Below are 18,882 nucleotides of genomic sequence, written 5' to 3'. Positions count from 1 at the left end.
TACACGCATGCTAATTCCGATTTTTGCAACTAATTAAGTTTTAATTGATCCTAAAAAAGAAGTTATAACCGGGGGTAACTTTATTTTTAAAATTATACTATTTTCGAAACAATTGGCTCTCAAACCGTTGTTATGTAGTTGCCTTTTGTACTTTTCCGGGCCAAGGCGCCCGATCAAACAATATATTTTCTCCGATGAATACCATAAATTCTTCAAAAACAATCTACCCCGATGTAGTTTTGATAGGGGCAGGTATTATGAGTGCGACTCTGGGAGTTTTGCTTAAAAAATTAAATCCTTCAGTTACAATTTCCATTTTTGAGCGTCTCGACCGGATCACTGCTGAAAGCTCCGACGCATGGAATAACGCGGGAACAGGACATTCTGCCTTTTGCGAGCTTAACTATACGCCTCAGTTACCCGACGGCTCAATAGATTACTCCAAAGCTGTTAAAATTGCCGAGTCCTTTGAGATTTCCAAAGAGTTCTGGGCATACCTGGTTGAAAATGAAATCATTGATTCGCCAGATTCATTTATCCATCATATCCCGCATATGAGCTTTGTATGGGGAGAAGAAAATGCTGAATACCTCAGAAAACGTTTCGAAGCGCTCACAAGTCATCATTTGTTCGATGGTATGGAATATACTGAGGACAAAGATGAAATCAGCAGCTGGATCCCTTTGGTGATGGAAGGACGCGACCCGAACGAAAGAGTGGCCGCTACAAAAATGGAACTGGGTACAGACGTCAATTTTGGTGCTTTGACCAGGTCTATGTTTAACCACCTCGAAGAACAGGCCGGCGTCCATCTTTTTCTAAATCATGAGGTGGATGATTTTGAGCGTAAAAAAGATGGATCCTGGATACTGGAAGTAAAAGACAGAGGCTCAAAAAAAATACACAAGGTACAAACCAAATTTGTGTTCATCGGAGCGGGAGGCGGTTCTTTACCACTTTTGGAAAAGTCCGGCATTCCCGAAGGCAAAGGTTTCGGCGGATTTCCTGTGAGCGGGCAGTGGCTCGTCTGCAATAACCCAGAAATTGTGGAAAAACATCAGGCAAAGGTATATGGAAAAGCTTCCGTTGGCTCGCCTCCGATGTCCGTTCCTCATCTCGATACACGGTTGATTGATGGTCAAAAAGCTTTGCTGTTCGGCCCGTACGCAGGATTTTCAACCAAATTCCTTAAAAACGGTTCGTATATGGATTTGCCGTTATCCATCAAGCTGAATAATATCAAACCAATGCTCGCGGCAGGTATTCACAATATGCCGCTGACCAAGTACCTTATCGATCAGGTAAGACAATCTCCGGAGGACCGTATTCTTGCTTTGAAAGATTATCTTCCCGAAGCTCGGCTCGAAGATTGGGATCTGGAAACTGCCGGTCAGCGCGTACAGGTGATTAAAAAAGACAAGAAAGTAGGCGGTGTGCTGGAATTTGGTACCGAGATGGTCACTGCCGCAGACGGATCTCTGGCTGCGTTGTTAGGAGCGTCACCAGGAGCATCTACTTCGGTTTCAATCATGATCGACCTGATCCACAAATGTTTCAAAGATGCTAAATCAGAAGAATGGCAGACGGAATTCAGGAATATGATCCCTTCTTTTGGCCAGTCACTGGCAAAGGATGCTAAGCTTGCAGCCAAGACCCGCGCCCGAACAACTGAAGTTTTGCAATTAGGTGCATCCAGACTGGAAGAAGAAATTCCTTTTTGATCGTTGTTTGATAAAATATATAATACAAAGTCCCGGGTGTTGAGTCCGGGACTTTTTTTGTTCATCATTTAATAATATCGCTACTCCAAGAACACTTCTCTCAGATCAATAGCGAGTTCAGGGAAGACCACTGATTTTAATAAATCTCCCTTAATTTTCGGATGCTGTCCCACAAATTTCCCGGATTCATCCAATGCGAAAATCAATACATGTTCGAAGTCGGAATATACCATCCAATATTCTTTCACGCCACTTTCTTCGTAAGCATTATATTTCTGTTTCATTTCCTTGTCGGAATTTTCTGGCGAAAGTACCTCGATCACAAGATCAGGTGCGCCAACACAGCCTTTATCATCCAGCTTTGAAATATCACAAATCACACAAATATCCGGCTGCAAAACTGTGGTTATTTCTTGATTGCTTTTTTTATCTTTTATCGGCAAACGCACATCGAAAGGTGCAGCGTAAGCCTGGCAGGGCTGATTTTTTAAAAAACTCCAGATAATTCCATTCAAGTTCCACACAATAGCCTGATGCCGGCGGGAAGGTGCCGGCGACATTTTGTATATATAGCCCTTGATGAGTTCCAAACGTTCCTTAACCTGCCATTTGAGGTAATCGGCATAAGTATATTGTTTGGCAAAATCCAGCTGTTCAAGTGTGTCGATCATAGCTTAAACCATTCGTTTATACAATATTACCGAAATTATGGCCAAGATAATTTCATTTAGCATCATAAGATAAAGACTCCCTACCTTCAATTATCAAAAGGCTACTGACCTCAAAAATTTCAGCCCGTCAATAGCGATGGCCTCCTTGGAAGGCTCGATCTGTCTCCAGATCGACGCGGCTTTGGCAATAACCTTTACATCTGGCGTGAAGGATTCAATCACAATATCACCCTGGTAATTAATGTGATCAAGAGCCGCAAAAATTCTGTCCCAATTGATCTGATCACCACCCGGCGTACCCCGGTCACTTCCTGATGCATGTAATAACCCGAGCTTTTCACCGGCTTTTTGAATTGCCAAAGCCGGATCTTTTTCTTCCAGATTCATGTGAAAGGAATCCAGATGTACCACCAACGCGTCGCTGCCGACGTCATGGATCAGCTGCATGGCCTGTTCACAGGTATTGATAAAATCCGTTTCGTACCGGTTCAGTGGCTCGATGGCCAGTTTTACATCATGCTCCTGAGCATAGGCTGTCAGTAACTGCAAATTTTTCACCACCAGTTTCCACTGTTTTTTGTATTTTTCCTCAGGAACCAGATCTGCCCTCCCCACGGAAGAATATATGGGGCCGGCAACAAGCTTACTGCCCAAAACCGGGGCAAAGTCGATTAACTTCTGAATGTATTCGATAGAAGTTACCTGCTCCTTACGGTTCCCACGAAGATCCCGCCCGGGGCCGGTTGCAGCGCAAACGGAACGACATTCGAGTGCATTGGCATCCAGTGCTTTTCTGATCAACACGGGATCAATCAGTTCAGGCTCTTCCAGTGCTATTTCGACAAAGTCAAATCCCCATTCTTTGAATTTCGGAAAGAACTTGACGCTTTCATTGGTGAAAGGCGACGAAAACAAATATGTGTTGATGCCAAAGTTCATCCGGATGGATTTTAAGCGGCTATTTCTTTTGGGTAAATATCCTTACGCCTTTCTTGTTGCCCGTCACTATGTCAAGCAGGCCGTCATTGTTAATATCCTCCACTGTCACATGCAGCCCCACTCCTGAATCCGTATCAATATCATGCTTTACCCAGGTGGGTGTTTTACCCGGTTTGTATTCGAACCAACAAATAAGCGCAGGCTCAAATTCGCCAGGATCGTTACCGTTGTGGGCAAAATAGCGCTTTCCAGTAACAAGGTCAAGGTTTCCGTCACCGTTTATATCTTTCAATGCCAGGCCGTGGGTCTGCGAAAACGACTTGTCGATTTCATGATGTGTCCAGGTAGTATTTCCCTGAGCATCTTTACCCTGTTCATGCCACCAGATACCATAGTTATGAGCCGAGGCACTGATTACATCGTTCAGTTTATCACCATTTAAATCCAATACATACATCTGCGAACAATCCTGCCCCAGGTCGGCAGCATGAAAAACCCAGTCTCTATCTTTCGCACGTTTGGCAGGGCCCTCAGCAGGACCTTCCCACCAGCCATTTTTCACCACAACATCTTTTCGTCCGTCCCCATTAATATCCCCGTATCCCAGGCCGTGCGTATACATATGCGTCGCATTTTTTTCGTCATTGCTGATAATGTACTTTTCCCAGACAGTATCACCTTTTTTAGAAGGGCTTTTCAGCCAGATCACCTTTTTGGCCGTCGGGTCATTGCATAAAAGATCCAGCCGCCCATCACCGTCGATATCAACAAGCAGTGGTGATTCATTCCCGACCGACGAATGAATGATGTGCATAGGCCAGTGCCCCTCCTTTCCTTTCGGATTCTCATGCCAGGCAGCCGCCTTTCCCGGCCAGTCGATCCGGATCAGATCAATCCAACCGTCCTGGTTTACATCCATAGCAAAATCAAGAAAAGAATCGCTGTAACTTCCGTTCACAATGAAAGAATCAGGCTTGGCCAATTCATGTGCTTTCCAGTCGGGTGCTTCGAACCAGTATGCGCCAGCCAGCACATCTTTTTTCCCGTCCTTATTTACATCGCCCATTGCGGCTCCCTCTGCAATGAATTTTTTGGTGAGTTCTTTTTTGGTGAACGAAACTTCCCTTCCCGCCTTCTTTTTAGTCTGTGCCTGTGTTACCGTCGTTACCAAAAACGCGATCTGTATCAGGAACAGCCATTTGAGTTGTTTTTTAAAATTCATCATTATTTATAAGGATTTAGCAACTTGTTGTACGTTTTGAAACGCAATTTTATCTTTTACATTTTGTGACCGGAACACTAACTCATTTTATCCCCAGCAAATAATCCAGTAAAGCATAAAAATCCTTTTCCGGAATGATATCTCTGAACTGATCGGGCATAACAGTATATTTTGATGCCCGATACTCCTTCATTTCATTCTTGGCTACCGAAAACTCCTGTCCGGTCAGATCAGCGAAGACCATGGCAGCCCCCTCCGTTCTCCGATATAGGCCCGTCAGGGTTTTATCGTTGGTCAAGGTAATGTTATAAGTCCGGAAAGCCTCCGTTATATTCCTGTTTGGATCGAGTATTTTTTGGGTTAGTGCCTTATGTCCCCAATTTCCTATTCCATCCAACTGCGGGCCGATCATCCCGCCTGAGCCCTGGATCTGGTGGCAAGAACTGCAATTTTGGACAAAAACCGCCCTTCCTGCCTCCGTCGTGCCTCCGGATGGTTTGAAAGCCTCAATCCTGGCGTCGACCAGTTTTTGCCGCTCCTCTCTTTCGTTTGCCCCGCTGGCCAGGAACCCCTCCAGTTTCGTTTGCTGCTCAGAATTTGAATGGATAGCCAGCCTTTCTTTAACTGGAATTTCGTTGGCGATATCAGGATTTGCTTCTTCGTCTTTGAAGGCATTTAACAAATAGGCGATTCCGTCCGTAGTATTTGATAAAACCGTTGCAATCACTACCTGAAGATTCCTCGCACCTCCCGCCAGCTGTTTTTTCAGCATCTCATAAACTGACGCTGAAGGCGCCTGACCCATAGAAACTGCCAGCTTTTCGCGCAGCACCGGGATTTCTGCCGGGTCACCGAATACCTCGGCCAATACCTGCACATTCGCTTTGGGATCCAGATTCATCAGTGCCCCGGCTGCGGCACTCCTGACCTGATAATCCATCCACGGAGCTCTTACTATCTGTTTCAATGCCGGTTCAAGCGACTTGATTTTGTATTCTCCCGCTATCTCTGCCGCGAGTGCACGTTGCTCCAATAACACAGCCGGCCCCTTCGCCGGAATCTCCAGAACGGCCGGTTCGAATTTGCCAATACCAACTGATCCGGTTTGGGAACTGTCGACAGCCTCGATATAGCCCATCTGCCGCTCATAACCGCTCAGGTTAAAGGATGCATTTTTGATCAGGTCTTTGACCTGAGTCGGTTCCGTCTGACTGGCCCTGTATTCTCCGATTATCTTTCCGCCGTCGGCGAGACGTATGCGAACGGCATTTTTCGACAAGCCCGTTTTCAATGTTGTATTATTAATGTCATTATCAAAAACATTCATTTTCAACGTTCCAGGCAATTTAAAAGGAACCGAATACAACGTACCTTTAGCCAGATTACCGTTTTTCAAGCTCATAATGATCCTGAATGGCGGCATAATTTCTGTCAGGAATTTGTCGGAGACTTCCCAGGGGTTCACCTGCTCGCCGGTCCTTACCATCGGCCTGTTTTTCCAGGTATCGGTATTTTCAGTGATATTGCCCAAAAAATGTGTAGCAAGGCTCTCTCCCCAATCCTTCATTTTTTGTCCAGGCTCCGCGCCACTTTGCTTTACACCGGCCTGAATGGTTTTATACAGAGAAAGCTGCGTCTCCGGATCATTTTCAAACTTCCTGTTGATCAGATCAATGGCTTTTTCCAGCTGATAAGGCGAAACATACCTGCCAATATATTCCAGATTGTTCACCAGTATTTTGGGAGCCAGCTCATGTGTCAGCGTGTAATCCAACACAAAAGCTGCTGCCTGAGCATTGGGAACATCTAGCATCGCCTTGGTCATCAAAGCCAGCTGACCCTCACTCCATTTCAGACCCGGAACCCGCCACATGACACTTTTATCCCGAAGGTTGTTCCGTACGCCAAGCAAAGCAGTATATTTTAAATGACTATCCTCCTCCCCTGTTTTTTCATACAGATCCATTAACCCTGCAAGATTTTCGATTCTTGGAAACCTTGTCAGGATTTCGGCTGAGGTGCGCTGCAAAAATGGGTCATCACCTGACAATGCCGCCAATACCAGCTTGTGATGCAATTCCGAAAGCGATCCTTTTTCCGAAAGTATCCGATAGGCATGTTGCCTGATGACAGCATTTCCGTGGTTCAGCGCTTTGCCGAGCATTGCATCGTCCAACACACTTAACCGGTGCAATACCCAAAGTCCGTGAACGTAAGAAACCTGATCCGTTTGTGTTGAGCTCAAAAGTGCCTTAACAGGATCACCGGCCTTGCTTTTCCAGGTATCGACCAAACGGTCCGCTACTTTCAGCCGGGTATTGAGCTGAGGATGTTTCAAGCCCTCAAGAAGTTGCTCAATAGTAGCTTTCGACCAATCGGTAATTGGCATATTTTGATGGGGCTCGTCTCCTTTATATGTTATTTTCCAAATTCTGCCGCTCAGCCGGTCCCTGCCAGGATGATTGAGCGCCACTTCGTAATGCCCGATGATCCGGTTGTAAAAATCGGCAATATAAAGTGCACCGTCGGGGCCAAGCTTTACGTCCACCGGTCTAAACCAGGGATCTTTGCTGATCAAAAAAGGCTCTTCTTTTTTTGAAACCGGAGTTGTTCCTTTGTAGCTCATAGTATTGCGGTCGATGCGGCAGGTTACCACGTCACCGGTGAAAAAGCTTTTTCTGTATTTTTCAGGAAATTGGGTACCGGTGTAGTACACCAGCCCCGCCAGTGCAGTAGAGCCCAATTCGTAGCTCATCATCTCAGGAGCAAAACCGAGTCCGGCAGGTGCTTTTTTACCAAAATGCGGATAGTCGCCCCCAAAGATCAACTGGGTGATCGGCTTGGTGTGGCAGTCCACAGAATACAAATATCCCCGCTCATCATAAGCATAGCCAAACGGATTGACCCGCCCGAAAGTAGTCTGCTCCACACGACTACCATCCATTTTTACCCTGAATGTATTGCCTGACACCATTTTGATAGAATCCCCGTCCGTTCCGGCAACCGCCGACGTATTGGAAAAACCATGGCAGACATGCAGCCAGCCATCATATCCGCGCATGATATTGTTCACCATGCCATGCGTGTCTTTGGAGCCGAAAGGACCTAGCAGCACATTTTTGCTATCCGCTTTTCCGTCCTGGTCGGTGTCTTTCAGATAATAAAGATTGGGAATGCTATATGCGATAGCCCCGTCCGAAACCGGCATGACACCGATCGGGATATTGAGATTATTATCAAAATTTGTAAAGGTATCCGCTTTCCCGTCCCCGTTTTTATCTTCCAGGATCGTGATCCTGTCCGTCCCGTTGCCGGTCCCCGCCGCCATCGGATATTCTGAAGACTGGGTCACCCACAATCTTCCCCGGTCATCAAACTCCATATTCATCGGTTTGGTAATGTCGGGTTCGGACGCAAAAAGGGTTATTTCAAATCCGGGAGGCAATTGAAAAGATAACCGTTCTTCCTCAGGTGTCTGAAATTTACTGGTCCTGATATGCTCTGCATAAATATCCGCAGGTGCCGGCGAAGCAGCCTGAGTAACCGTCGCCTGCCGGGCAGTCTTATTTTTCGGGCTGCTGCAACTTTGCGCCACAACGATAGAGGCCGCCGCAATGAAAACTGCATGCTGTTTCAGTTTCAAAAATTTCATCATTTCAGTAAAATTCGCCAGTTTAGGATTCAGGGAATTTGGTCAATAGCTACGCCCAATATCTGTTTTGCAATGTTATTGAGACTGCCTTTTTCGCCTTCAAAATGGTAGGTACGGTGAACATGCGTCAGCTTTTCGTTCTTTTTCAAAAGCTTTACCGAAGAATTCGATTCCAGCTCGTAAAACGGCCCCATTTGTGACCCGTCGTCCAGCGGACCATCATTATATGCATTCAGTGCATCGCCTTTGTAAGGTTCTTTGTGAAGCTCCCAGGTGGATTTAAGGTAATCCCCTTTTGTGTCCAGATCGTATTGTATAATGGTGAGGATCTGCTTTTCGGCGTCGTAGCTTCCGGCTACCGGCCTGGCCGACTGGGGCGCCAGCCCGATTTTGCTCCTGAATTTCCCATCTGCTTTGAGGAAAACTGCGCTGTCTCTGATAGTCAGACGTTCTGCCGGAATGCTCCCGAAATAGTTGTCCGTCAAAGCAGGTTTCTCTGATTGTTCTTTGGAAAACGGTGCTATAATGGTCGTTTTTTCACCGGGCGTGAACATTCCCAATATCCACACTCCAACTGCCCCAGTTTCCTTTTTCCAGTCGGCTCCATGATTGGTTAACGTATTTTCGGATTCGTAGGCGGTGATTTTAATGTTTTCAAATGAAGAAACCGACAGCAGCCTGCTCACATCCGACTTGCTCAGCATCGAAACTTTTCTGTCAATGCCAAATTCAAGGCGGGTACCGGAGTGGTTCTCCAGAACTGCATTTTTTTTGAAAAGAACCGAATGCTGATCCGAAGAAACGACTTCATAAGGTTCGGAATCGATCACAGCTGGAGTTTGCCAGTTTTCAAAATCGAACTTTTGCCCTCTTTTAAAATAAACCGAAAACTGCCCGCCTTCCGGCGACAGCCAGAACCTGTCCTCACCACCGAAAGCATTGATATGCGGCTTGTTTTCTCCGCTGCCGATCAGCTCGTAATTGATCCAGCCGTAGCTGTTTCCCGCCTCTCCGTCCGCAGTACTGGTCATTACCCTGCCCTGATAATCGGCTACTACTATGGCCTTTGACTTTTCATCGTCCGGTGCTGTGAGCACGATTACTTCTTTGTGTTTTTTCAAAAAGGCCAGATCGTAACCGAAAGTCCCTTTTTTCTCCGTTGTATTTTCCACTTTGCTTTGATCGCTGTCTGTCTTTTTCGCGCATCCTGCCAGCAAGGCAGCCGCCATAAAAAGTACCAGGTTTGAAGTTATTTTTAACATGAACTTATTGGATTACTTTATTCACGTAAATAATTACCATAACCTACAATCAAAACCGACAGAACAATCACCAGAATACCGGTAATGATGGTCGTTAACGTCTTTTTGGTAATACCCTTCCATTCTTTCAGGATAAGTCCCCAGGAGTTGGCAACAAGAATAATGAACGCCATGTGCAGGATCCATGAACTCGGTCCGTTGCCCAGCTTGCTTTCCCCCATTCCATAGAAAAAGAACTGAAGGAACCAGGTAGTACCTGCCAGGGCCGAAAAGATATAGTTAGAAAGAAGGGGTGTGGCGGAGTCGGTATAGTTGTGGAAGGTTTTATTACGTGCATTCAGGAGCATACACCAGATAAAATTGGTAGTTAGTCCGCCCAAAAGGATCACCACATAGGTTACATTATTTTGGAACAAAAACTCCCCCTGGCCCGGATTGGCAGCTTTCCAGACTTCGTTGGCTTCTTCTGCCATCACTTTCCCGGCATCGATCCCGAATGCAAAACACGCACTCAGGATACCCGAAATGATCGAAACCGTCAGTCCGAGACCGATCTTGAATTCTGTTTTATCATCGGCGATATAGCCGCTTTTTTTGAGATCATTATCTTTCATGGCACCTGCCTTTCCGCAGATAATAATCCCGATCACACAAACAAGCAACCCAAGCAGAACCATTTGCCCCCAGCTGTTATTGAAAAGATCCGAAATGGAGTCTTTTCCCGCTACGGGATTGAACTGATAATATACTGATGGGATCAGCGCACCAAAAACCGAACAAAGACCCAGTATGATCGAACTTCCCAGCGAAACACCCAGATACCTCACGCCCAATCCGTAGGTAAGGCCGCCGATACCCCACAAAACGCCGAAAAAATAAGTGAGAAACAGTATTCCGCCGTTGGTATGGGCTATGATTTCTGTAAATCCGGGAATGGTAAGGTAGGCTGCGAGCGGGGGGACGATCAGCCAGGAAAAAAGGCCGCCAACGATCCAGTAGGATTCCCAGGCCCAGCCTTTAACTTGTTTGTAAGGGATATAAAAACTGCCGGAAGCAAAACCACCAATGAAATGAAAAATTACGCCAAGAAGAGCTTGCATGAAAAATTTGGTTTTAGGGAATAACATTTAAAGAGCAGAAGCAGTGTATCTACTCGCAGTTATGACCCTAAACCCCGCCTGCTTAACGCACTACAATCTTCTTGACAAACTTGGTGGTTGCATTCTCGAATTCCAGCAAATACAATCCGGAAGGCCATTTCAATGTCGGGATTTCCCGCTCAACGTTTGCCCGGAGATTGATATCGTGGGCTAAAATCCGGCCGCTTGAATTCAATATTCTCAGCGAACCGCTTTTTGTGGAAAGGACTTTCAGATAGTCAGCCGCGGGATTGGGATAAACCTTAACAATGTTATCAGCAACCGGCTCGGTACCCGTGACGGTAACGGGCAATATGTTGCTCAGTAACCGTAACCCGCCTGCATTGCTCCCGATCAAGATATCCGGTTTTTGATCTCCATTGTAATCTCCGGCAGTTGGCGCAAGGTATGTACCGAAAACCGGTGCCGATGCTTTTGCATTGACAGAAACCAGCAAGCTTTCTCTTTCAGTCCACTTGCCCCAGTCCGCACTATGGAATATACGGATGGTGCCAGTCTGGTCACCAGTGAGCAAGTCGGGGCGGCCGTCCAGATCAAAATCGGCAACTGAAAACTGAGGTAACCGACCTTCAAAACTGACGGAAACACCGGCAAATGCATCGGTTTCCAGACTGAATGTATATTGTTTGTTTACCCCGGTATTGATGTAATAGTTAATATTCCCCAATACCCTTCCCGCCAGCAAATCCAGATCGCCGTCCCCATCGCCGTCATAGAAATAGGGAGAATCACCAGCCTGCAGCTCGGCGGGCAGCGTAATCGTTACAGCATCGGCTATGTTCAGCTGAGCCGGTGCGCCGGGGGCGGCTTTGTTGGGTATGTAGCGGTATTCAAGTTTCAGGCCGGTGGTAGAAGTACCTGCAAAACCCAGGTCCAAAACACCGTCGCCGTTGAAATCCGCCCATTGCGGTTTGATGTTATATAATGCCAATGAGCCTGACAGATTGAGGTAATTCTCGGTTTCAACATTAAAAACGGGCCCGTTGGGAGTACCCGTATTTTTGAGATACCACAGACTGCCTTTGAAACCGCCCGTGCCCGGTACTCCTCCTGTCCCAACGATCATATCCAGATCCCCGTCACCATCCACATCAAAAAGAGCAGGCGCCGCATTTTCGCCTACATCGATCATCTGATCTTGCAAAAAATTCTTTTGCACCAGTTTGAAGTCGGTCTGAGTGTCTGTTCCGGCATTGTGATACAACCAGGCAGCCGACTTGAAATCCGTCATATTCAGATCATTGGATGGAATGGTCGGTGTGATCAGCAGATCCTTCACTCCATCGAAATCGACGTCCTCCATAAAAGCCGCCGGGAAAATATGCATGGAAACCGGATCCGCGGTAGGGTAAGTATTGGTATAACTGGTAAAATTTCCGATCAGCCCGCTCTCGGAATTGGTTAGGAAAGAGATATGTTCATTGCTGATATGCCCGGCCAACAGGTCTTTTTTCCCGTCTCCGTTCAGGTCATGCAGGAGAATAGAGTTACCCGCATGCATCACCCGGTTTCCTGAATTATCCACCACACCACAGCCGATACCAAACACAAAACCTTCGCCCTCACCTTTATTGAAATTTCCCCAGCAGTCCCCGTTTCTCTGGAAAACAGGGTTTGCCTGAGTTCCAAGACTATCCGGCACACCGAATTTTTCCATACTCAGGTTCTGGTGAAGCTCAATAAACGTTCCTGAAAAATCGAAAGCCAGCAAGTCAAGATCGCCGTCGTCGTCCACATCCACAATACCCGGAATGTCCGTTCCTGATACCTGCAAGTTTATATTTCCCGAAAAACCTTTTGTATATAACACTTCCTGTTTCAGCACAAACGACCAGGAATTTCCGGTTTTGACCTGCTGGTAAACCGTTACTCCGAGCGGTGTGCTGGTGAAAAGATCTTTGAGACCGTCGCCATTATAGTCGGCCAGGATCATCCAGTTATCAGCGTGCGGAAAAACAGACTCGTAGGCTGGGGCATGTACGAAAACCATTTTACCCGGATTAGCAGGATCAGCCGCAGCGACCAAAGTGGTAATCTTACTATTGGTCCTGTCGTAAATGACCAGATCTTCAGTATCGTCCCCATTCAGGTGCATTTTCAAAAATTGGGAAGAATTCAGCCCGCCGGCCCAGGGGTTGACCAACTTCACGCCCTTTGAAGTTACACCCGCAATTGTATCCAATTTAAACCAGGCTTGCTGCGCCCGGCTTTGAAAAAGTATTGTCGTATATAATAAAATGAAAAGGCAGGAGGTATATTTTGTTCTCATCGTTGGAGAATATTCCGTTAATTTTGTTGGACGTGCAAGGTATGGCTCTTAAGCCTAACGAAATAAAACTCTATAATTTTATAACGACCGAAGATTTCATGTTTACGCCCACAACTACGCTTTACGATATATATCTTACAGGTGCCAAAATCTGCACCGACACCCGTAAAATCACGCCTGGGTGCATTTTTTTCGCATTAAAGGGAGATAATTTTGACGGCAATAAGTATGCTGCGGAAGCACTGGAAAAAGGCGCTGCTTATGCCGTAGTGGACGATGCCGAAGTGGTTGCCGACAGCAGGTTTTTACTCGTCGAAAACGTACTGGCCGCATTGCAGGATCTGGCCAGACATCACCGTAAAACCTTCACTTTCCCCGTGATCGCACTGACCGGCTCCAACGGCAAGACGACCACGAAGGAATTGATCGCCAAAGTGTTGTCGATGAAATACAATACATACGCTACACAGGGAAATCTTAACAACCACATCGGCGTACCGCTGACAATCCTTTCTGTGGATACCGCAAAGCATGAAATGGCGGTGATCGAAATGGGCGCAAACCATCAGGAAGAAATTGCCCTGCTGAGCAGCATCGCGCAGCCTACGCACGGACTGATCACGAATATCGGCAAAGCACACCTGGAAGGTTTCGGGGGAATTGCAGGTATCGTCAAAGGAAAAGGCGAATTGTTTGATTTCCTGTCCAAAAAGAAAGGTACCGTTTTCGTGAATGCACAAAACGATGTAACGATGGAAATGGTGAGCAAGCGACGCGCTTTTGGAGATATCGTTTTTTATTGTTCCGAAAACAGCCCCGTCAATCCGGTGTTGGTGAAGGAAAGTCCTTTTGTGATTTTTAAAGCCAACAACGGCAAAACTGTAACTACGCACCTACCCGGACAATATAACTTCGATAATATATGCGCAGCCCTGGCTGTTGGCAAGCATTTCGATGTGGCGGATGAAGATGCGAATGAGGCCGTGGCCAGCTATCAGCCTGACAACAACCGTTCGCAGATCGTGCGCAAAGGAACCAATACCGTCATCATGGACGCCTATAATGCTAATCCTTCTTCGATGGCGGCGGCTATTACCAACTTCGCCCGGCTCGATGCGCCCCGGAAAATGCTGATCCTGGGCGATATGTTTGAACTGGGAGATGCTGCACCCGAGGAACACCTGGCGCTCGGCAAACAAATCGCTTCTGAAAAGTTCGATATCGTGATTTTATCCGGCAAACTCATGCAGCATGCTTTGCCCGCTTTACCCAAAGCATACTATTTCCCGGACAAATTTTCGCTCCATAACTGGGTAATGGATAATCCGCAGGAAAATACAAGTATTCTGATCAAAGGCTCGCGGGGTATGGCGCTGGAAACAGTATTAAGCGTCATGCCGGGCTAGCTTTTATAATTACCTTAATTATTAATATAATTATATTGCCCAAATTTATACTATTATTGAAAATATCGATAACATCTTGTTTTGTATATATAAAAACAAATTCATTTGATTAAAACAAGTCTTTCCATGGAAAGTACCAGCGCTAACCTTGCCTTCGATACCTTTGTGGTTGTAAATTTGTGACATAATAAAGTACAATTTATAAACAACGAATAATCATGGCTAATAGGCTTCTCTCCGTGGGATCGACTTTCCCCGAATTCAAAAAAACATCAGTTGTTTCTCTTGAAAAAGGAAATGAATTCTACGATATTACCTCAGAAGATCACAAAAATGCCGGCAAATGGATGGTCATGTTCTGGTGGCCAAAAGATTTTACTTTTGTATGCCCTACTGAAATTGCTGAGTTCAACAAACATAACGAAGACTTCGCTGACCGCGACGCTATCCTCATCGGCGCATCTACAGACAGTGAGTTTGTTCACCTTGCATGGCGTAAAAACCACGATGATCTTCGTGACCTTACTTTCCCTATGCTGGCTGATACTTCAAAATCACTTGCAGAAGATCTGGGTATCCTTGAAGCAAACGAAAAAATCGCTTACCGTGTAACTTACATCGTTGATCCGCAAGGGATCGTACGTTGGGTTAGCGTTAACGACCTTTCAGTGGGTCGTAACGTTCCTGAGGTTCTACGCGTACTGGATGCTCTTCAGACTGACGAACTTTGCCCATGCAACTGGCAAAAAGGCGAAGCTACACTTGCATAATTAACGCTGAATAAGAAGCAGTTCACACCAGGCAGTCAGCGGTGTCGCACGCCGGGCTGTGAACTGCTTTTATTTTTCCCTCAAACGACACGTTCTGCCAAAATAACAATCCGATATGTATCCATTTGCAGCAACAGGGAACACGAAAGAGTCCCTGTATAAAGAAAACAACTTGCCGGCAGACTTTGAAAGTGTGCTGATCAACAAACTGGCGGCGCTCGACCACCGCTATTTGAAAGACCTGAAAATCAATCTTGGCAATGTTCTTAAGTCACAAAACCTCAACCGTAAGGAAGCACTTCTGATCGCTCTGTCAGTTGCCGTCAACGAGAAGAACGCAGCTTTGATCTCAGCCATCGAAGAGCTTGCCGTGGCCGAAGGCGCTGACGAAAAAGAAATTGCTGAAGTGACTGCCTGCGTTTCCCTGATGAACGCCAACAATGTATTTTACCGTTTCAGGCACTTTATGCACAAGGAATTTTATGATACGGCACCTGCAGGTATCAAGATGAGCATTATGGTAAACCCTGTTCTAGGCAAGGAGTTTTTTGAATTGCTGAGCCTCGTTGTTTCGGCACTCAACGGTTGTGAAATGTGTGTGACTTCACACGAACAATCTGTACTGAACCATGGCGGAACACAAGCACGTATCTTCGATGCCGTTAGAGTCGGCGCTGTTTTCAAGAGCTTTACTGTTCTTGTATAAAAAAAGACTTGCCAGACCTTGAAGGTCTGGCAAGTCTGAACGATTATAACCTATTGTTAACCAGCTTTCCATATCATATCGATCAGGAGCAGTACAAATCCTGTGACGGACAAGCTTCCGCGAATCGATATGAATTTCAGCCATTGATGCCTCAGTTCTTTAAGGCTTTCATTTGATTCCAGAATGTTGCCATTGATCGTTGCGTTGAGAGGCTCGCTGAATTTGACGATCAGCACCATATCGGCGAGCAGCAACAGGAAAGCTCCCAACACGCACCCGTACGACATGATCCCACCCGACTTATCTGCCATTACCAGCCACGTAAAAACAACGGCCAACGCAGACAGGCAAACCACCTTAAACCTGCCTCTCATCACAGGGTCCACTGCTTTTCGCAGATCGATAAAGTTTTCTGAGGGTACATTGTAAAGCGCCTTTCCGAAGCCAAAAAGATAAAAAGCACCCTGCGCCGCGATCAGGAAGTACAATAACATTCCTGCAATTCTTATTGTAAACGTTAGTTCAACGGATTTCATAGAGGCGAATTTTGGTTGCGTTGGTCGTGTCCTTTGACAATTCTTCGGCCAGTTTTTTGTTCAGATATTTTCTTACCGGAAGTTTTGTGATATCAAGAATCCGCGGCTCCCTGGTTTCCGAAATGAGACTGATACTATTGGCATAATACCTTACAATCGTGGCTTTTTCTTCTGTCAGTAGTTCTGTGGTCCAAAACCCAGAATCGGGATAAGGCTGCCGGGCTGAACTGCGCTGAACAGCTTCCATGGCCTGGACATTCAAGGCCATGATGAGTACCATGAATGCATTTTTATACATTTTCATGATGTACAATTTTCGTTTTTTATTACACGCTTAGCTGTATACGGGCTATGTTTAGGCTCATGCCAGTATGCTTTTACCAGGTTTCTGATTACTGCAAGATGTGCCCAGAGCAAAATCGGGATGATGACGCCCGGAAGCAGCACGAAAGGAAAATGAAGCATTGCGGTATTGGGCTGCCCAAAAGCAATTTCCTGAGAGAAAAACGGCGCCGCCAGTACTGATTTCAGAACCATGTTCAATAGCAAGCCGAAACATACCAGATTCCAGACCACCAGCATTTTCCACCGGATTTTGCCGCTCATTATCCCCAGGTAATAAACTACCGGAACGGTCAGGCCCGCAATAATATCGGGATTTCCCCCTCCCACTGTCATTTCGTGCGGTAATGCCTTGCAGATAAAAAGCCCGTAAATAACCAGTTCAATTGGTACCCTGACCACGTGTATCACGATTAGCATGTGGATATTGACGTTATCCAGCAATGATTTTCCGCGTGCGGAGAAAAAAAGCCATAACATAAATGATACAGGAGGAAGTACCAGGACAGCAACTCTGAGCGGGAAGACGTTTGTACCTTCGTAAAACCCCGAAATCGAAATACCAGTCTGCAGGAAAATCCAGCCGAGTGTGAGTATCAAAAACCCCTTTGAACTATTTACCCCCTTGTAGAAAGTGAACACCGAGAGAAACACGATCAGTCCGAAAATGATACTGATGTAAAATGTGATGTCTTCCATAATGATATTGAAAGATTGCTTTGCTATTCCTTTAACAGTTTGCCATCCACATTTCCCGTAAACGTATTCACCGTTTCGACATCATTATTGATACGCGCCTGGTAATTGACAAAAATCCCGTAACCGCCGCTATTGTTGATCTTCGAATTTTTGATTTGCATGACTGCATTGCTTCCATAAACAGCAATGTTGGTTTTCTTGCCTGAAACAAGAGCAGTACTTCCCCCGCCTGTGATTTCTGCATAATCAAAAACATTCAGCGCGCTGGTAGAGAAGCAAATAAGGCCTCGCCAATATGCAGGCGTGTTTTCAATCCCCTTGATCACAATAGGCAGTTCGGTAGTTCCGACGGCATTCAGGTAATTTTCACCATCCAGTGAGATCTGCGCGCCCCTCGACATTTCGATCACCACTCCCGGCGAAAGTTTAAGTCCGGCATCAATGGTCAGCGATTCCAGGACGCGGTAGGGAGTTTTGTCTTTGAACCCTTTCCAGGCCACTTCTTTGTTTGGCCCGCCTGATACCTGCGAAGCAAATATCTCCACCACATTTCTACCATTTCCACCCGTAAAAACCGAATTGATATCCAGCTGGGCAACGTTGTCTGCACTAAGCAAAATTCCCGCCTCGGCATTTTCCCGGAAAATGTTTTTGGTAAATTCTGCCAACACTGCGCCTTGTTCCGCGAACAACCCAAAGCCGTTATTTTTCTCAAAAAGACTGTTCTTGATTGAAATTTGGGCTTTTGACCCTCCAATAACAAGCATACCAGCCTTGGTTACATTAGTGAGCGCCTTGCTGCCGGTATGCAATACATCCACATAATCCAGCACATTGCCACTGCTCGCGGACCGGATAACCACCCCTGCCCAGAAACCTTTGGTGGTTTCCTTGCCAATGAAACGGATCCTTTTCGCCGAATCTCCTTTCGCGATCAGAATACCCTTGCCGTCGTTTACTTCCAGCCTGGCGTCTCTTGCGAACGCGATAACAACTCCCGGTTTGAGAGTGAGCTCCGCGTTTACAAGCACATTCTGGTTGGCCACATAATCGGGAATATCCGGGTTATTGACGCGGTCTTCCAAAACCAGGTTTGTCTTGATCTCAGCCTCCAGTGCAATGGGCTGTATAACGGAAGCCGTGATCATAACTCTGTCCTTACTCTCGCCATTTGCATTACTAATCGTCAGCTCCGCCTCGTATTCACCGGGCAGATCGGGAGTAAAACTAGGCTTGCTGGTACTGGCAGCATTGAGGTTGGTGGTACTTCCCGCAGGTTTTTTGGTAAAAGCCCAACGATAATCGAATGGCTTGTTATCCTTATCAACAGACGTACTACCGTCCAGGGTAACGTTATCTCCGACATTTACATTTTGGTCGTCCCCGGCTTTCGCAGTAAGCGTGTTGGAGGGATCCGGCTGTTTGTCTTCGCACCCGGCAATAATAATCAAGGACAGGAACAATGCGCTCCCTAGGAAATTTTTCGTATTTAACATGGCTAACACTGAATGAATGAAACGATTAACT

15 protein-coding genes are annotated in these 18,882 nt (G+C 46.2%); 4 read left to right on the top strand and 11 right to left on the bottom strand.

Translation table 11 applies throughout. From position 1 onward, the window contains the following. The first annotated feature begins 194 nt into the window (after positions 1-194). Positions 195-1,721 (top strand): malate:quinone oxidoreductase, encoded by a 1,527-nt coding sequence (locus FBF61_RS21560; protein WP_138481208.1) that lies wholly within the window; start codon positions 195-197, stop codon positions 1,719-1,721. Positions 1,722-1,801: 80 nt separating this feature from the next. Here FBF61_RS21560 and FBF61_RS21555 read toward each other — a convergent pair whose 3' ends face one another. The 7 genes from FBF61_RS21555 to FBF61_RS21525 form a co-directional block, all read right to left on the bottom strand. Beyond that, entirely contained in the window at positions 1,802-2,392 is a 591-nt protein-coding gene (locus tag FBF61_RS21555; protein ID WP_138481206.1) for a Uma2 family endonuclease, read from the bottom strand. Positions 2,393-2,485: 93 nt separating this feature from the next. Then, positions 2,486-3,331 (bottom strand): sugar phosphate isomerase/epimerase family protein, encoded by an 846-nt coding sequence (locus FBF61_RS21550; protein WP_138481204.1) that lies wholly within the window; start codon positions 3,329-3,331, stop codon positions 2,486-2,488. Between the two features lie 19 nt (positions 3,332-3,350). Then, positions 3,351-4,556, bottom strand: a complete 1,206-nt coding sequence (locus FBF61_RS21545) for an FG-GAP repeat domain-containing protein (protein ID WP_138481202.1) — start codon at positions 4,554-4,556, stop codon at positions 3,351-3,353. A 79-nt stretch (positions 4,557-4,635) separates the two neighbouring features. Further along, on the bottom strand, positions 4,636-8,208 hold the full coding sequence (locus tag FBF61_RS21540) for a PVC-type heme-binding CxxCH protein (RefSeq protein ID WP_138481200.1): 3,573 nt from the start codon (positions 8,206-8,208) through the stop codon (positions 4,636-4,638). 26 nt (positions 8,209-8,234) lie between these two features. Next, on the bottom strand, positions 8,235-9,467 hold the full coding sequence (locus FBF61_RS21535; protein WP_138481198.1) for a DUF6786 family protein: 1,233 nt from the start codon (positions 9,465-9,467) through the stop codon (positions 8,235-8,237). Between the two features lie 17 nt (positions 9,468-9,484). After that, positions 9,485-10,567 carry an L-rhamnose/proton symporter RhaT gene (gene rhaT, locus FBF61_RS21530; RefSeq protein ID WP_138481196.1) on the bottom strand — a complete coding sequence of 361 codons (1,083 nt, stop codon included), beginning with the start codon at positions 10,565-10,567 and terminating at the stop codon, positions 9,485-9,487. Between the two features lie 82 nt (positions 10,568-10,649). Continuing rightward, positions 10,650-12,896: an FG-GAP-like repeat-containing protein gene (locus tag FBF61_RS21525; protein WP_138481194.1), complete on the bottom strand. Its 2,247-nt coding sequence runs from the start codon at positions 12,894-12,896 to the stop codon at positions 10,650-10,652. A gap of 98 nt (positions 12,897-12,994) precedes the next feature. Here FBF61_RS21525 and FBF61_RS21520 point away from each other — a divergent pair, with 98 nt between their 5' ends. From FBF61_RS21520 to FBF61_RS21510, 3 genes are all read left to right on the top strand, one after another. Then, positions 12,995-14,302 carry a UDP-N-acetylmuramoyl-tripeptide--D-alanyl-D-alanine ligase gene (locus FBF61_RS21520; RefSeq protein WP_138481192.1) on the top strand — a complete coding sequence of 436 codons (1,308 nt, stop codon included), beginning with the start codon at positions 12,995-12,997 and terminating at the stop codon, positions 14,300-14,302. A 218-nt stretch (positions 14,303-14,520) separates the two neighbouring features. After that, positions 14,521-15,072, top strand: a complete 552-nt coding sequence (locus tag FBF61_RS21515) for a peroxiredoxin (RefSeq protein ID WP_138481190.1) — start codon at positions 14,521-14,523, stop codon at positions 15,070-15,072. Positions 15,073-15,187: 115 nt separating this feature from the next. Then, positions 15,188-15,778 carry a carboxymuconolactone decarboxylase family protein gene (locus tag FBF61_RS21510; protein ID WP_138481188.1) on the top strand — a complete coding sequence of 197 codons (591 nt, stop codon included), beginning with the start codon at positions 15,188-15,190 and terminating at the stop codon, positions 15,776-15,778. A gap of 56 nt (positions 15,779-15,834) precedes the next feature. Here FBF61_RS21510 and FBF61_RS21505 read toward each other — a convergent pair whose 3' ends face one another. Genes FBF61_RS21505 through FBF61_RS21490 form a run of 4 tightly spaced genes read right to left on the bottom strand, consistent with a single transcriptional unit; the run spans position 15,835 to position 18,851 of the window. Then, the gene (locus FBF61_RS21505) at positions 15,835-16,314 is read right to left on the bottom strand and encodes a DUF1772 domain-containing protein (RefSeq protein WP_138481186.1); all 480 of its coding nucleotides are present in this window, start codon (positions 16,312-16,314) and stop codon (positions 15,835-15,837) included. Beyond that, positions 16,301-16,618 carry a hypothetical protein gene (locus FBF61_RS21500; protein WP_138481184.1) on the bottom strand — a complete coding sequence of 106 codons (318 nt, stop codon included), beginning with the start codon at positions 16,616-16,618 and terminating at the stop codon, positions 16,301-16,303. Before FBF61_RS21500 ends, FBF61_RS21505 begins: the two co-directional genes overlap by 14 nt. Continuing rightward, positions 16,615-17,355: a DUF8737 domain-containing protein gene (locus tag FBF61_RS21495; protein ID WP_138481182.1), complete on the bottom strand. Its 741-nt coding sequence runs from the start codon at positions 17,353-17,355 to the stop codon at positions 16,615-16,617. Before FBF61_RS21495 ends, FBF61_RS21500 begins: the two co-directional genes overlap by 4 nt. A 23-nt stretch (positions 17,356-17,378) precedes the next feature. Further along, positions 17,379-18,851, bottom strand: a complete 1,473-nt coding sequence (locus FBF61_RS21490; protein ID WP_138481180.1) for a PKD domain-containing protein — start codon at positions 18,849-18,851, stop codon at positions 17,379-17,381. Positions 18,852-18,882: the final 31 nt, after the last annotated feature.

Source organism: Dyadobacter bucti, assembly GCF_005869225.1.
GTDB lineage: Bacteria > Bacteroidota > Bacteroidia > Cytophagales > Spirosomataceae > Dyadobacter > Dyadobacter bucti.
This window is presented reverse-complemented; position numbering and strand designations above follow the sequence as displayed.

Bases quoted from the DNA above. Each gene is read 5' to 3' on its own strand.
- FBF61_RS21535 (WP_138481198.1), bottom strand. From the start codon at position 9,467: ATGTTAAAAATAACTTCAAACCTGGTACTTTTTATGGCGGCTGCCTTG.
- FBF61_RS21555 (WP_138481206.1), bottom strand. From the start codon at position 2,392: ATGATCGACACACTTGAACAGCTGGATTTTGCCAAACAATATACTTAT.
- FBF61_RS21510 (WP_138481188.1), top strand. From the start codon at position 15,188: ATGTATCCATTTGCAGCAACAGGGAACACGAAAGAGTCCCTGTATAAA.
- FBF61_RS21550 (WP_138481204.1), bottom strand. From the start codon at position 3,331: ATGAACTTTGGCATCAACACATATTTGTTTTCGTCGCCTTTCACCAAT.
- FBF61_RS21545 (WP_138481202.1), bottom strand. From the start codon at position 4,556: ATGATGAATTTTAAAAAACAACTCAAATGGCTGTTCCTGATACAGATC.
- rhaT (WP_138481196.1), bottom strand. From the start codon at position 10,567: ATGCAAGCTCTTCTTGGCGTAATTTTTCATTTCATTGGTGGTTTTGCT.
- FBF61_RS21540 (WP_138481200.1), bottom strand. From the start codon at position 8,208: ATGATGAAATTTTTGAAACTGAAACAGCATGCAGTTTTCATTGCGGCG.
- FBF61_RS21515 (WP_138481190.1), top strand. From the start codon at position 14,521: ATGGCTAATAGGCTTCTCTCCGTGGGATCGACTTTCCCCGAATTCAAA.
- FBF61_RS21560 (WP_138481208.1), top strand. From the start codon at position 195: ATGAATACCATAAATTCTTCAAAAACAATCTACCCCGATGTAGTTTTG.
- FBF61_RS21520 (WP_138481192.1), top strand. From the start codon at position 12,995: ATGTTTACGCCCACAACTACGCTTTACGATATATATCTTACAGGTGCC.
- FBF61_RS21500 (WP_138481184.1), bottom strand. From the start codon at position 16,618: ATGAAAATGTATAAAAATGCATTCATGGTACTCATCATGGCCTTGAAT.
- FBF61_RS21525 (WP_138481194.1), bottom strand. From the start codon at position 12,896: ATGAGAACAAAATATACCTCCTGCCTTTTCATTTTATTATATACGACA.
- FBF61_RS21490 (WP_138481180.1), bottom strand. From the start codon at position 18,851: ATGTTAAATACGAAAAATTTCCTAGGGAGCGCATTGTTCCTGTCCTTG.
- FBF61_RS21495 (WP_138481182.1), bottom strand. From the start codon at position 17,355: ATGGAAGACATCACATTTTACATCAGTATCATTTTCGGACTGATCGTG.
- FBF61_RS21505 (WP_138481186.1), bottom strand. From the start codon at position 16,314: ATGAAATCCGTTGAACTAACGTTTACAATAAGAATTGCAGGAATGTTA.